Source organism: Actinomadura sp. DC4, from assembly GCF_030406325.1.
Classification (GTDB): domain Bacteria; phylum Actinomycetota; class Actinomycetes; order Streptosporangiales; family Streptosporangiaceae; genus Actinoallomurus.
In genome coordinates this window covers 144,282-157,193 of the sequence record NZ_JAUEQY010000025.1, presented here as the reverse complement: position 1 = coordinate 157,193, position 12,912 = coordinate 144,282, and the positions used below count along the sequence as shown (strand labels likewise).

General features: G+C 72.8%; 9 protein-coding genes. 7 read left to right on the top strand and 2 right to left on the bottom strand.

Annotation, left to right across the window (positions count from 1 at the left end; genetic code table 11):
- The first annotated feature begins 238 nt into the window (after positions 1 to 238).
- From QWU11_RS33995 to QWU11_RS33980, 4 genes are read left to right on the top strand one after another with little or no spacing between them, the layout of a single operon-like run.
- The gene (locus tag QWU11_RS33995; RefSeq protein WP_290118595.1) at positions 239 to 2,350 is read left to right on the top strand and encodes a fibronectin type III domain-containing protein; all 2,112 of its coding nucleotides are present in this window, start codon (positions 239 to 241) and stop codon (positions 2,348 to 2,350) included.
- The gene (locus QWU11_RS33990) at positions 2,350 to 3,339 is read left to right on the top strand and encodes a MoxR family ATPase (protein ID WP_290118594.1); all 990 of its coding nucleotides are present in this window, start codon (positions 2,350 to 2,352) and stop codon (positions 3,337 to 3,339) included. The genes QWU11_RS33995 and QWU11_RS33990 overlap by 1 nt, the downstream gene beginning before the upstream one ends.
- Before the next feature lie 2 nt (positions 3,340 to 3,341).
- The gene (locus QWU11_RS33985; protein WP_290118593.1) at positions 3,342 to 4,469 is read left to right on the top strand and encodes a DUF58 domain-containing protein; all 1,128 of its coding nucleotides are present in this window, start codon (positions 3,342 to 3,344) and stop codon (positions 4,467 to 4,469) included.
- Positions 4,466 to 6,892 carry a transglutaminaseTgpA domain-containing protein gene (locus QWU11_RS33980; protein ID WP_290118592.1) on the top strand — a complete coding sequence of 809 codons (2,427 nt, stop codon included), beginning with the start codon at positions 4,466 to 4,468 and terminating at the stop codon, positions 6,890 to 6,892. Before QWU11_RS33985 ends, QWU11_RS33980 begins: the two co-directional genes overlap by 4 nt.
- Here QWU11_RS33980 and QWU11_RS33975 read toward each other — a convergent pair.
- The gene (locus QWU11_RS33975) at positions 6,870 to 8,546 is read right to left on the bottom strand and encodes a serine/threonine-protein kinase (RefSeq protein ID WP_290118591.1); all 1,677 of its coding nucleotides are present in this window, start codon (positions 8,544 to 8,546) and stop codon (positions 6,870 to 6,872) included. The genes QWU11_RS33980 and QWU11_RS33975 overlap by 23 nt on opposite strands.
- Positions 8,547 to 8,644: 98 nt before the next feature.
- On the opposite strand from QWU11_RS33975, the gene QWU11_RS33970 reads away from it, so the two are divergent.
- Genes QWU11_RS33970 through QWU11_RS33960 form a run of 3 tightly spaced genes read left to right on the top strand, consistent with a single transcriptional unit; the run spans position 8,645 to position 12,235 of the window.
- Positions 8,645 to 10,414: a carboxyl transferase domain-containing protein gene (locus QWU11_RS33970; RefSeq protein ID WP_290118590.1), complete on the top strand. Its 1,770-nt coding sequence runs from the start codon at positions 8,645 to 8,647 to the stop codon at positions 10,412 to 10,414.
- A gap of 16 nt (positions 10,415 to 10,430) precedes the next feature.
- Positions 10,431 to 11,405: a chorismate-binding protein gene (locus QWU11_RS33965; RefSeq protein WP_290118589.1), complete on the top strand. Its 975-nt coding sequence runs from the start codon at positions 10,431 to 10,433 to the stop codon at positions 11,403 to 11,405.
- The gene (locus QWU11_RS33960; RefSeq protein WP_290118588.1) at positions 11,402 to 12,235 is read left to right on the top strand and encodes an aminotransferase class IV; all 834 of its coding nucleotides are present in this window, start codon (positions 11,402 to 11,404) and stop codon (positions 12,233 to 12,235) included. The genes QWU11_RS33965 and QWU11_RS33960 overlap by 4 nt, the downstream gene beginning before the upstream one ends.
- Positions 12,236 to 12,319: 84 nt before the next feature.
- Here QWU11_RS33960 and QWU11_RS33955 read toward each other — a convergent pair whose 3' ends face one another.
- Positions 12,320 to 12,742 (bottom strand): SsgA family sporulation/cell division regulator, encoded by a 423-nt coding sequence (locus QWU11_RS33955; RefSeq protein WP_290118587.1) that lies wholly within the window; start codon positions 12,740 to 12,742, stop codon positions 12,320 to 12,322.
- Between the last annotated feature and the right edge of the window lie 170 nt (positions 12,743 to 12,912).

Here is a 12,912-nt window from a genome sequence, read left to right as displayed (position 1 = left end):
CCGTTGGCCCACGTCAAAGCGGTGCCGAAGCAAGTGACGATACAGGTCGCAAAAGTAACGCCGAGTGGCAGGTCAGAGAAGTGTGTCACCAATTAGGCACACGCGTCATTTAGGCGGCTTCGACACATTAAGGTGACCCTTGCGTCACTCATTAGGTCCCAGCCCTTAGGGCCGTGACGCGACGCGGGAGGTAGGCGAAACGGTGAGCGGGGAGCGCAGGTTCTTCCGTCGTGATCGGATGACGGGACATATCGCGATCGGTGTCGTCGGCGTGCTCTGCGCCGCGGCCGTTGTCTTCGGGGTCGGGATGGCCAGCGCGAAGTACCACCTCGCGGACGTCGGCGGCTGGCTGACCTCGACGGAGAAGGGCGAGCTGGTCCACGTCAACGGCCTGTCGGGCAAGGTGGACGGCAAGGTCACGCTGTCCGGTTCGACCGGTCACCCGATGAAGGTGATCCAGCAGGGCGGAGTGGTGCTCATCGTCGACGAGGTGACCGGTGTGGTCAGCCGCGTCGACCCCGCCCACCTCAACGTCGTCCAGGGCGCCGGCTACCGCGGCGCCGCGGGCATGCAGGTCGTGTCCGCCGCCGGTTCCGCGTACGCGCTGGACCAGAAGAAGGGCAGCGTCCAGCGGCTCGACCCGATGACCCTCGCCACACTCGGCGGGCCGCTCAGCCTCACCAGCCCGCTCGGCGCCGCGGCCATCGACGCGACCTCCGTCCTCTGGGTCCCGGTCCCCACCAACGGCCAGGCCGCGCCCGTACGGAGCGGGTTCGCCGCCCGGCCGGTCGCCATCGGGAGTGCCGGTGACGACCTCGCGCTCACCATCGCCGCCGGCTCGGCGGTGATCACCGACTTCACCTCCGCGCAGAGCGTCATCCTGGGCAAGGACGGCATCCAGGTGAAGGTCCGGCTGCCCTCGTCCGTCGCGCAGGCGCCCAAGGGCTCGGTGCTCGCACCGACCAGCACGGACGGCCAGCTCGTCCCGTTGCTCGCGGGCGGTTCGCTCATCGTGCTCAATGCCGGCAGCGGCTCGATCAGCAGCGTCGCGCTGAAGCTGCCGCCGCGGCACCGGCTGGCCGCGCCGCAGGCGCTCGGCCAGAAGGTCTACATCCCCGACCAGAGCACGGGCAGCCTCCTCGTGTACGACTCGGCGACCAACCGCATGGAGCAGCAGGTCCCGGTCACCGGGCGGCCCGGCCAGCTCGACGCGTTCGTCAAGGACGGGCTGCTGTGGGTCAACGGCCCGGAGAGCGCCAAGGCCGTCGTGATCGACGGGTCCGGCGCGCACAAGCCGATCCAGAAGTACACCCCCGACGTACCGGGCAGCCAGAACAACCCCATTCCGAAGGCGGTCGACCCGGGCGGCGACCGGGGCCGGCCCGCGCCCGGCGGAGGGTCCGGCGGCGGTCACCCGAAGTCGACGCCCACGCCCACCAGGACCCCGAAGGCGCCCCCCACGCACAAGCCCGACCCGCCGAAGGTCACCCCGCCGGGCGCGCCCGCCAACCTGCGGGCGACGGCGCAGCCGGACGGCACCATCAAGGTCGACTTCGAGCCGGGCGGCGGCGGTGAGACCACCGGCTTCAAGCTGCTGCTGCCGGAGGGCCTGACGGCCACGCCCGACCAGATCCAGCCGACCGGGCCCGACTACACCTTCACCGTCAACGGCGGCGTCTGCGGCTCGGAGTACCAGTTCGCGGTGGCCGCGCTGTACCAGAACAAGGACCACGCCTCGGAGGTCGACTCCGCGTACACGCCGCCCGCCCTGTCGTGCACCGAGCCGGACACGCCCAGCAACATCACCGGCACCGCCACGCAGCAGGGCCTGCGGGCGAGCTGGCAGGCTCCGCCCAACGCCGGCGCCAAGAAGATCACCTACGACGTGCAGGTGACCGGGGCCAAGACCGCCACCAGCGCCAACTACTCCGGGACGTCGGTGACGTACGCGCAGATCTCCAAGAACGGCTCGTACACGATCCAGGTCACCGCCGTGAACCCCGCAGGCCGCCGGACCGGCAGCGCGACGAGGACCCTCGCCGGCCCGTACAGCACCTACGTGATCCACAACGGCGGCACCGAGTACGACCACAGCTACATCTGGTCCCAGGCCGCGTCGGGCAGCGGCCAGGTCGAGTCGATCCTGGACGCCAACGGCCAGAGCGTCCAGGTCCGGTGCCAGAAGATCGGCGCGCAGTACAACCACCCGAACGGCGAGGCGGCGTTCAGCGGCAAGCTGTACGACTACCTGAGCCACAACGGAAACGTCGGCTACATGATCGGCTACCTCCCCAACACGCCGCACAGTCCGTGGCAGGAGCTGGCCGGTCCCACCATCTGGGAGTGTTGATGACGGCGGAGGCGTACGGGGCGCCTGACGCGGAGGCTTTGGCGGCACAGTTCGCACGGCTGTTCGGCGCGCTCGTCGGCAATATGGAACGGGTCATCCGGGGCAAGCGGGAGAACGTCGAGCTCTCGATGTTGTGCCTGCTCAGCGAGGGGCACCTGCTGCTCGAGGACGTGCCCGGGGTCGGTAAGACCACCCTGGCCCGTACGGTCGCGGCGAGCGTCGACGCGCAGTGGACGCGCATCCAGTTCACGCCCGACCTGCTGCCGTCCGACGTCACCGGTGTGTCGATCTTCAACCAGGCGACGAGCAAGTTCGAGTTCCACCCGGGCCCGATCTTCGCCAACATCGTCGTCGCCGACGAGATCAACCGTGGCTCGCCCAAGACGCAGTCGGCGCTCCTGGAGGTCATGGAGGAGCGGCGGGTGACCGTGGACGGGCGCCCGCAGCCGGTGCCGCGGCCGTTCATGGTCATCGCGACGCAGAACCCGGTCGACATGGACGGGACGTACCCCCTGCCCGAGGCGCAGCTCGACCGGTTCCTGATGAAGATCTCGATGGGCTACCCCGACCACGCGTCGGAGGTCGCCGTGCTGACCGGCATGCCCAACGGGCCGCTGGTCGAGCAGCTGCCCAAGGTGGCCGGCCGCGACGACGTCAAGAACATGATCGACTTCGCGAGCCGGATCCACGTCGCGCCGCCGCTGTACGACTACGTCGTGAACATCGTCGCCTCGACCCGGCAGCATCCCGACATCCGGCTCGGCGCGAGCCCGCGTGCGAGTCTCGCGCTGCTCCGGGCGGTACGGGTCCGCGCCGCCGCGGCCGGCCGCTCGTTCGTGGTGCCCGAGGACATCAAGGCCCTCGCGACGCACGTCATCGCGCACCGGCTCATGCTGACGCCGGAGGCGGAGCTGCGCGGCCGTACGGCGGCCGAGCTGGTCGCCGAGGCGCTCGGCCGGGTTCCCGTCCCGCAGGCGGCCGGGGTCTGACCGTGCTGACGCGGCTCGGCTGGGGGATCGCCGTGGCGTCCGTCGTGGTGTACGCCGCCGGCGCCTGGCTCGGTTACCCCGAACCCGTCGTCCTGGCGGTCGGCGGCGTGCTGGCCGTGGTGACGGCGCTGCTGTGGACGGTGCCGCGGCCGCGGCTCACCGTCCGGCGGGAGATCAGTCCGCTCAAGGTCGCGCGCGGGGAGTCCGCGCGCGGCGTGCTGAGCGTCACCAACACCGGCCGGCTCCGCCGCGCCGGGATGCGCGCCCAGGACGCGTGCGGCGCCGGGGCGATCGAGGTCGACGTCCCCGGCCTGCGCCCGGGCCGTACCGAGTCGGTGACCTACGCGCTGCCCACCGACCGGCGGGGAGAGATCCCGGTCGGCCCGCTCCGCCTCGTGCGCGCCGACCCGTTCGGCCTCGCGCGGCGCGTACGGGAGTACGGAGAGCGCCAGACCCTGCTCGTGCGCCCGCGGACGGTCGCGCTCCCGCTCATGCCGTCCGGCCGCAACCACCACCTGGAGGGGCCGACCACCGACACGGCCCCCGCCGGGACGGTCACCTTCCACGCGCTGCGGGAGTACGTCGTCGGCGACGACCTGCGGCACATCCACTGGCGCTCCAGCGCCCGTACGGGCACGCTCATGGTCCGCCAGCTCGTCGACGCGAGCCTGCCGCAGACGACCATCGTGATCGACACGAACGAGGCCGCCTACCCGGACGCGGACGACTTCGAGCTCGCCGTCGACGCCGCCGCGTCGGTGGCGGCCGGCGCCGCCGGGGCCGGCTTCCCCGTACGCGTCCTCACCGGCGACGGGCCGCTCGTGGAGACCAAGGGCGGGCGGCACGACATCGAACTGATCCTGGACCGCCTGGCCCGCCTCAGCGCGCACGACGTGCCGCACGAGGCGCTCGACGTCGCCCGCCGCGTACGGGCGGGCGGGTCGCTCGTGGTCCTCACCGGGGCGCGCGGGCAGATCTCGCGGGCCGGGACACTGCGTCGCCGGTTCGACCGGGTCGTGTGCGTACGGGTGCGTCCCGAGGCACCCGGCCCCGGCCTGGCCGGCATCGCCCTGATCGAGATGGCCGACCTCGACGAACTGCGCGCGGCCTGGGCGGGGGCGATCCGGTGACGACACCTCCCGAACCTCCCGAGGCGGGCAACGGCTCGGCGCCGCCGCCCGGCCCGGACTCCTACGAGGAGCCCGCCCCCACCACCCCCGGACCCGTGCTCTCCGAGGCGGACCTCGGCCCCGCCGACGGCCCGGCGTACGGCCCGGACGCCCCAGACGGGGCCGGCTCCGGGGCGGCGGCGCACGTCCCTGCGCCGGACGCGCAGCCCCCCCGGCCCGCGTCGCGCGCCGCCAAGCGCGCCCCCGCTCCGTACACCCGCCCCGAGCCCGCCGGACGCCTGGTCTTCGCGCTCGTCTGCGTGGCCGTGCTGGCGGCCGGCGCCGGGCTCGGCTTCCACCGCGTGTACGCGCTGCGCGACATCGGCCCGGTCGCGGCGATCGCGGCGGTCCCGGTGCTGCTGTCCGCGCTGATCTCCTGGCCCCGGCGCCGCACCTGGGCGCTCTGGATCGCGATCATCCTGACCGTGGGCGGCTGGACGCTCGTCGCCGGCCTCACGCTGTTCCACGGCGACTTCGGCGTGATCGGCGGCGCCCTCCGGAACTCCTGGAAGGCCACCCTCACCACGCTCATGCCCGCCCCCGGCCGGCCCGAGCTGCTCGTTCTTCCGCACATCCTGGTCTGGTTCGCCGCCGCCACCGGCGCCGAGCTCGTCCTGCGCTCACGGACACGCGCGTTTCCCGCACTTCCCGCGATCGCCGTCTTCGGCGTGGCGCTGCTCATCGGCGTCGGCGGTCCCGGCTCGAACCTCCCGGTCGCGGCGGGGCTGGTCGCCCTCACCGCCGTACTGGTGATCGTGCGCGGCGGCGGCCGGGCGTCCCGCGCGCCGGCCGGGATCGCCATGGCGGCCGTGCTCGCGGTGCTGGCGGCCCTCGCCGGCCCGGTCCTGCCGGTCGCCGGCACCCCGTACGACCCGAGGGCGACGGTCAAGGCGCCGCCCCCGCAGCAGCGCGACAGCATCAGCCCGCTCGACCGCGTCTCGGCCTGGCTGCAGACGCCGGACCAGCAGATGTTCACCGTGCACACCACCTCGCCGGAGAACTGGCGGCTCGCCGTGCTCGACCGCTTCGACGGCATCACCTGGACCTCCGGCGCGAGCTTCGTCCCGGCGGGCAGCCGGGTACCCGCCGCCGAGCACACCAGGCACATCGCCGCCACCGCCGTCGACCAGCACTTCACCATTCAGAACCTGCCCGGCGTCTGGGTGCCCGCCGCGGACCGCCCCCGTACGGTCAAGGGCCTGGCGGTCACGGTCGACCCGGTCAGCGGCGTGCTCACCTCGGCGCAGCAGTTGCACACCGGCCAGGCGTACGACGTGACCTCGGCGGCCCGCGACTACGACGCCGACGAGCTCGCCACGGCCGAGCCCGCCCGCGACGCGGAGGCGCAGGCCGCCACCACCCTGCCCGAGTCGCCCGGCACGACGGCCCGAAACGCCCAGGTCCCGGCGTTCCGCAAGCTCGCCGAGCAGGTCACCGGCGGGCAGAGCACCGGCTTCGCGCGCGCGGCCAAGCTCGCGGACTACCTGCGGACCACGGCCAAGTACGACGTGAGCGGCCTGCCCGGCCACACGTACGCGCAGCTCAACTACTTCCTCACCCGGTCCCGGCGCGGCACGTCGGAGCAGTTCGCCACGGCGTACGCCGTCCTGGCCCGGTCGGTCGGGCTGCCGACGCGCGTCGTCGTCGGCTTCCGGCCGGGCATCGGCGGGAACGGCGCGTTCGAGGTGCGTTCGGGCGACGTGCTGGTCTGGCCCGAGGTGGACTTCGCCGGCCTCGGCTGGGTGCCGTTCTACCCGACGCCGGAACAGCAGGGGCGCTCCCAGCAGTCCGGCTCGGTGCCGGCCGGAGACACGCAGCAAAAGCTCGAGCAGGCGCAGAAGAACGCCGCCTCCAAGAACAAGGGCACCGGGTCCGGCACCGGCAAGCAGCCGCCGCCGGCGCTCCCGGCCAAGCCGCCGGTGCGCCACGCGACGCCCTGGTGGGTGTTCGCGCTGGCCGCCGCGGCGCTCGTCCCGGTCGCGTACCTCGCCGCCGCGCTGGTCCTGCCGGTGCTGCGCCGCCGCCGCAGGCGTAAGGGAGCCACGCCCGCCGACCGGATCGCCGGAGCGTGGGAACAGACGGTCGAGACCCTGCACGCCGTGGGCCTGCCCCCGGCGACCGCGCTGACGGCGCACGAGGTGGCCGGTTTCGGCGGCCGTACGGTGACGGGCACCGAGCACCACCTCCGCCCGCTCGCGGACCTGGTCAACCGCGCGGAGTACGCCGGGAGGCCGCCGGACCCGGCCGCCGCCGAGACCGCCTGGCAGCACACCGACCAGATCGGACGCCTGGTCGCGAGCGCCGCGGGCCCGATGCGCCGCGTCGGCCGCCGCCTCCACCCGCGCACACTGCGCTCCACCTCTAGTGGGCGGTCGCGCCCCTGATGCAGGCGGGCCTGGCCCAGGCGATGGTGGCCGGCTGGCCGTCGCTCTGGCCGAGCGCGACGATCGCGCCGACCGTGAAGCAGTAGCCCTTCGCCGGGTTCAGGCCGCTGATCGTGGTGCTCAGCGTGTGCTTCGGGAGCGCCTGCGGCGTCTGGGAGCCCGTCTCGTCGGCCTGCTGCACCATGATCGGGTAGTCGTTGCCGCGCATCAGCCTCCAGTGCAGGCTCACGAGCTGGCCCTTGCCGATCGCGCGGACGCTGCGTGGCATCGCGGCGCGCAGGACGCGCGAGGGGACGGCGGGGGCGGCGGTCCGGCTCGGCGACGTCGCCGAGGTCGGGCTCGTGGTCGGCGGAGCGGGCTTGTCGCCGCCACCGCCTCCGCCCAGCAGGAGGACGCCGCCGACGCCCGCGCCCGTACCGGCCAGCAGGACGGCCAGCACCCCGCTGATGACGAGGCCGCGGCGGCTCCCGCCCTTCGCGGGCCCGGTCTGTGGCGTCGCCGTGGTGGCGGGTGGAGCGGTCTGCCGTGCCTGGGGACGCGGAGGAGCGGGCGGCGGCGCCATGGGCCGGGCCGGCTGCTGCTGAGAGACCGGCGGCTGAGCGGCCGACGGCCGGGAGACCGAGGGCTGGGAGAGCGAAGGCTGGGAGAGCGAGGGCTGGGAGACGGACGGCGACGGTGGCGCGGGCGGCGGCCCCGAGGCGTCGGGATGGGCCGCCGGCAGGTGCGGATCGAGCGAGCGGATCAGCATGTCGAGCCCCGGGCCGGTGAACCCGGAGTGGTCCACCGGGCCCGGCGGACCGGACACCGCGCCGCTGCGGGCCAGCTCGGTCACGGGCAGCCGCAGCTCCACCTGGAGCTGCTGCAGGCGCCCCGCGAACGCGACCGCGCTCGGGAAACGCTGGCCGGGCGCCTTGGCCATCGCCTTGGAGATCACCTCGAAGACCTGGGGCGGCAGGTCGGAACGCTTGATCGGCGGCGGCGGCTCGTTCAGGATGCGCATCATCAGCGGGCCGATGCCGCTGCCGGTGGCCGTACGGAACGCCGGGCCGCCCGCCAGCAGCTGGTACATCGTCGACGCCAGGGCGTAGATGTCGGAGGTCACGCCCGGCGGGTCGCCGTTGACGACCTCGGGTGCGGCGTGGTGGGGCGTGAACGCGTTGGTGTGCGTGGCCTCGGCGGAGTCGACCAGCCGCGCGACGCCGAAGTCGGCCAGCGCCGGTTCGCCGTACCGCGAGACGAGGATGTTCTGCGGCTTGACGTCGCGGTGCAGCACCTCGGCCTCGTGCGTTGCCGCGAGCGCGCCCGCGATCTTGACTCCGATCCGCAGCACGTCCGGCACGGGCAGCGGTCCTTCGCGGGACAGCCGGTCGCGCAGCGAGCCGTGCTCGAAGTAGTCCATCGAGATGTAGGGCCGGCCGCCGCTGGTCATCCCGGTGTCGAGAACGGTGACGACGTTCGGATGCCCGGTGAGCCGCCCGGTGATCTGGCACTCACGCTCGAACCGTCGCATCGTGTCGTCGTCCACCGCGTCGACCGACAGCACCTTCAGCGCCACGATGCGGTCGAGACGCGTCTGGTGCGCACGGTAGACGACGCTGAATCCGCCTTCCCCCGCCCGCTGCAGAATGCGGTAGCCGGGGACCTCGTCGATCATGCGGTCCCTTCTTTGTCGATCAGGGGCACGGAGCAGCGGGGGGAGTGTCCCGTTGATGGTAGTACGTGTCCCTGACAACAGAGAGAGGGTTGCAGCTCATGGACACGACCCCCGTGACCGCGCCGATGTACGGCGTCGTCGTCAGTATCGACGTGATCCCGGGACAATCCGTTCCGCCGGGAGCGCCGCTGCTCGTCCTCGAGTCGATGAAGATGGAGCACGTCGTCGTGGCGCCGGTCGGCGGCGTCGTCCGCGAGGTCGCGGCCGTCCAGGGAGAGGTCGTCCGCGAGGACGAGCTCCTCCTGTCGATGGAGGAGCGGGAGGTCGTCGTCCCGGCCGAGCCCGAGGACCTCGCGCCGCGCGAGCGGGCCGACCTGGCCGAGGTGCTGCGCCGCCACGAGATCGGCCTCGACGCCGCGCGCCCGGAGGCCGTACGACGACGGCGCGGCACCGGGCACCGTACGGCGCGGGAGAACGTCGCGGACCTGTGCACGGCCTTCACCGAGTACGGCGCGCTGACCGTCGCCGCCCAGCGCGCCCGGCGCACGATGGACGAGCTGATCGACAAGACCCCCGCCGACGGGCTGGTCGCCGGCGTCGGCGACGTGAACGGGCGTCCGGCCGTCGTCCTCGCCTACGACTACACGGTCCTGGCGGGCACGCAGGGCGCCATGAACCACTACAAGAAGGACCGGATGCTCGAGCTCGCCGACCGCAGGCGCCTGCCGGTCGTGCTGTTCGCCGAGGGCGGCGGCGGGCGGCCCGGCGACACCGACACCACCTCGATCTCCGGCCTGGACACCATGGCGTTCTACCTGTTCGCCCGGCTCAGCGGCCAGGTGCCCCTCGTCGGCATCGTGGCCGGACGGTGCTTCGCGGGCAACGCCGCGCTGCTCGGCTGCTGCGACGTCGTCATCGCCACCGGCGACGCGAACATCGGCATGGGCGGCCCGGCGATGATCGAGGGTGGCGGCCTGGGCGTCTTCGCGCCCGAGGAGGTCGGGCCGATGTCGGTCCAGGTCCCGAACGGCGTCGTGGACGTTCCGGTCGCCGACGAGGCCGAGGCCGTACGGGTCGCCAAGCGTTACCTCGGCTACTTCCAGGGGCCCGCCGCCGAGTGGGAGTGCGCCGACCAGGAGGCGCTGCGCGACCTCGTACCCCAGGACCGCAAGCGGGTCTACGACGTCCGTACGGTGATCGAGACGGTCGCCGACACCGGCTCGGTGCTGGAGCTGCGGCGGGCGTTCGGCCCCGGGGTCGTGACCGCGCTCGCCCGGATCGAGGGCGTGCCCGTCGGCCTGGTCGCCAACAGCCCCGCCCACCTCGGTGGCGCCATCGACGCCGACGGCGCGGACAAGATGTCGCGGTTCATGAAGCTGTGCGACGCGTTCGGCCTGCCGCTCGTCTCGCTGTGCGACACCCCGGGGTTCATGGTCGGCCCCGACGCCGAGCGGACCGCGACCGTACGCCACTTCAGCCGCATGTTCGTCACCGGGGCGAACCTCAGTGTCCCGGTCGTCACGGTCATCCTGCGCAAGGCGTACGGGCTGGGCGCGCAGGCCATGGCCGGCGGCAGCCTCAAGGTCCCGGTGGCGACCGTGGCGTGGCCGACCGGCGAGCTGGGCGGCATGGGGCTGGAGGGGGCGGTGCGCCTGGGCTACCGCAAGGAGCTGGAGGGGGCCGAGGACTCCGAAGCGCTGTTCGACGACCTCGTCGCCCGCGCGTACGAGCGCGGTAAGGCGCTGTCGGCCGCCACCGTCTACGAGATCGACGACGTGATCGACCCGGCCGCCACCCGCCAGTGGATCGGCACCGCCCTGCGGGACGCACCGCGCGGCGAACGCCGGATTCCGCTGGACACCTGGTGACCGGCAGACTGTAGCCATGTTCGCCCACGTCGGGGGAGTGCTGGCGACCGACCTCCAGGACGTGACCACCGACCTCGCCGCGCTCGACTCGGCCGGCTTCTGGGCCGTCGTCGTCACGTACGAGGGAGAGGTCACCTGCGCCCGCTTCGGGACCGTACGCGAGGCGCCACTCCCGTACGCGCCCTGGAAGGGGCCGCCGCGCGACGCCTGGTCCACCTCGCTCGACGAGGCGGCGTACGTCGCGGGCGTCGAGCGCGTGCGGGCCGCGATCGCCGAGGGCACGGTCTACCAGGCCAACCTGTGCCGCGTGCTGTCCGCCCCGCTGCCGGACGCGGACCTGCTCGGCCTCGCGAACGTCCTCGCCGCCGGCAACCCGGCGCCGTACGCCTGCGTCATGCACCTGCCGGGGCTGCGGATCGCCTCCGCCTCACCGGAGCTTTACCTGTCACGCAAGGGTGACATCGTCGTGTCGCGGCCGATCAAGGGCACCGGCCGTACGCCGGCGGACCTGCTGCCCAAGGACCGCGCCGAGAACGTCATGATCGTCGACCTGGTCCGCAACGACCTCGGCCGGATCGCGGAGCCCGGCTCGGTGTCGGTGCCGGCCCTGTGCAATCTCGAAGAACACCCGGGCCTGGTGCACCTGGTCTCGACCGTACGCGCGCGGCTGCCCCACGGGGCCGGCTGGCCGGAGCTGATCGCGGCGACCTTTCCGCCCGGATCGGTCACCGGCGCGCCGAAGTCGAGCGCCCTGACCCTGCTCGATGAGCTCGAAACGGCGCCGCGGGGGCCGTACTGTGGAGCCATCGGCTGGGTGGACGCGGACTCCCGGCGCGGATCTCTGGCCGTCGGAATCCGCACGTTCTGGGCGACCGGCGACCTGATCAGGTTCGGCACCGGGGCGGGCATCACATGGCATTCTGAGCCCTGCCGCGAATGGCGTGAGACCGAGCTGAAGGCGGCCCGGCTATTGGAGGTGGCTTCGCGATGAGTGTGGGTCCGGTATGGATCAACGGTGCGCTCCACGCACCGGAGGACGCCCAGGTGTCCGTGTTCGACCACGGCATCCTCGTGGGCGACGGCGTCTTCGAGACGATCAAGGCGGTACGCGGCGTCTCCTTCGCCCTGACCCGCCACCTCGACCGCCTCGCCGTGTCGGCGGCCGGCCTCGGCCTGCCCGACCCCGACCTCGGCGCCATCCGGCAGGGCACCCTCGACGTGCTCGCCGCCGCGCCCGCCTGGGAGCTCGCCCGCATCCGCATCACCTACACCAGTGGGGTCGGCCCGCTGGGCTCCGACCGGGGCGCGCACGGCGCCACCGCGGTCGTGGCCATCGCCGAGCAGCAGCCGTTCCCGGCCACCGGCGACGTGTCGGTCGTGCCGTGGCCGCGCAACGAGCGCGGCGCCCTGAGCGGCCTGAAGACCACCTCGTACGGCGACAACGCCAAGGCCCTCGCGTACGCGCACGACCGCGGCGGCGCCGAGGCGATCTTCGGGAATCTCGCCGGCAACCTGTGCGAGGGCACCGGCTCCAACGTCTTCCTCGTACGCGGCGGCCGGCTGATCACCCCGCCGCTGTCCTCGGGCTGCCTGGCGGGCATCACGCGGGCGCTGGTGCTGGAGTGGGTGGGGGGTTCGGAGGAGGACGTGCCGCTCGCTGCCTTCGGTGAGGCGGAGGAGGCGTTCCTGACCTCGACCACGCGCGACGTGCAGCCGATCCGCGCGGTGGACGGTGTGGTGTTCCCGGCCGCTCCGGGCCCGGTCACGAGCAAGGCGATCGAGGTGTTCGCCTCACGGGGTGCGGCCGACCTGGACCCGTGATCCCGGTTCGGGGCGTACGGCCCCGCGCCTGGGTGTGGGCCAGCGCTGGGAGGCGCTTGGCACGGGGCCGTACGGTCTTTTACGTCAGGAGTGCCAGAGAAGGTCGTCGAGTTCCGCCTCGATGTCGATGAAGTCCGATTCCCGGCCTGCGGCCACGATCTCGTAGGTGCGGTTGAGGAAGTCGGTCAGCGGCGTCAGGGGAGCCTCGAAGTGCGCAGTACCAAAGGGTGACGAAAGCGACAGGTTCAGTGCCCCGCCGTCCCCGACCTCGTCGGCAGGCCACACCTGAACGTCCCCGTCCCCGACCCGGCGCACGACCCCGACGGTCAGCAGCTCGCGAGCGAAGATCCACTCCACGGGATCGTCGTCCCCGACGTGGAACGCGACACGGATGGCATAGGGATCGTCGGCGGCGTACTCCAGCGTCGCGAGCAGCGGGACCGTCGTACGGTCGGGAACGACGAGCCGAAGGCCGACCTCGGCCGAGACGGTGCTGCTGCTGTTCATCGGGCCATTCCTTCAGGCGTCGGACCCGCATCGCGGGCACTCGGTGAGGACGTCGCTCCCTCCAACGGGTGTCCCCTTCGGTCTATGACCCGTAACTGCGAAAACTCCTAAGAACATTCCGCCCCCCGAACCCGATCTGACCGGCCTCACCGTCCTGATACCCGCTCTGA

What these genes read in the sequence shown, in the direction of transcription:
- QWU11_RS33965 (WP_290118589.1), top strand. Translation starts at nt 10,431, where the DNA reads ATGTTCGCCCACGTCGGGGGAGTGCTGGCGACCGACCTCCAGGACGTG.
- QWU11_RS33970 (WP_290118590.1), top strand. Translation starts at nt 8,645, where the DNA reads ATGGACACGACCCCCGTGACCGCGCCGATGTACGGCGTCGTCGTCAGT.
- QWU11_RS33960 (WP_290118588.1), top strand. Translation starts at nt 11,402, where the DNA reads ATGAGTGTGGGTCCGGTATGGATCAACGGTGCGCTCCACGCACCGGAG.
- QWU11_RS33955 (WP_290118587.1), bottom strand. Translation starts at nt 12,742, where the DNA reads ATGAACAGCAGCAGCACCGTCTCGGCCGAGGTCGGCCTTCGGCTCGTC.
- QWU11_RS33995 (WP_290118595.1), top strand. Translation starts at nt 239, where the DNA reads ATGACGGGACATATCGCGATCGGTGTCGTCGGCGTGCTCTGCGCCGCG.
- QWU11_RS33975 (WP_290118591.1), bottom strand. Translation starts at nt 8,546, where the DNA reads ATGATCGACGAGGTCCCCGGCTACCGCATTCTGCAGCGGGCGGGGGAA.
- QWU11_RS33990 (WP_290118594.1), top strand. Translation starts at nt 2,350, where the DNA reads ATGACGGCGGAGGCGTACGGGGCGCCTGACGCGGAGGCTTTGGCGGCA.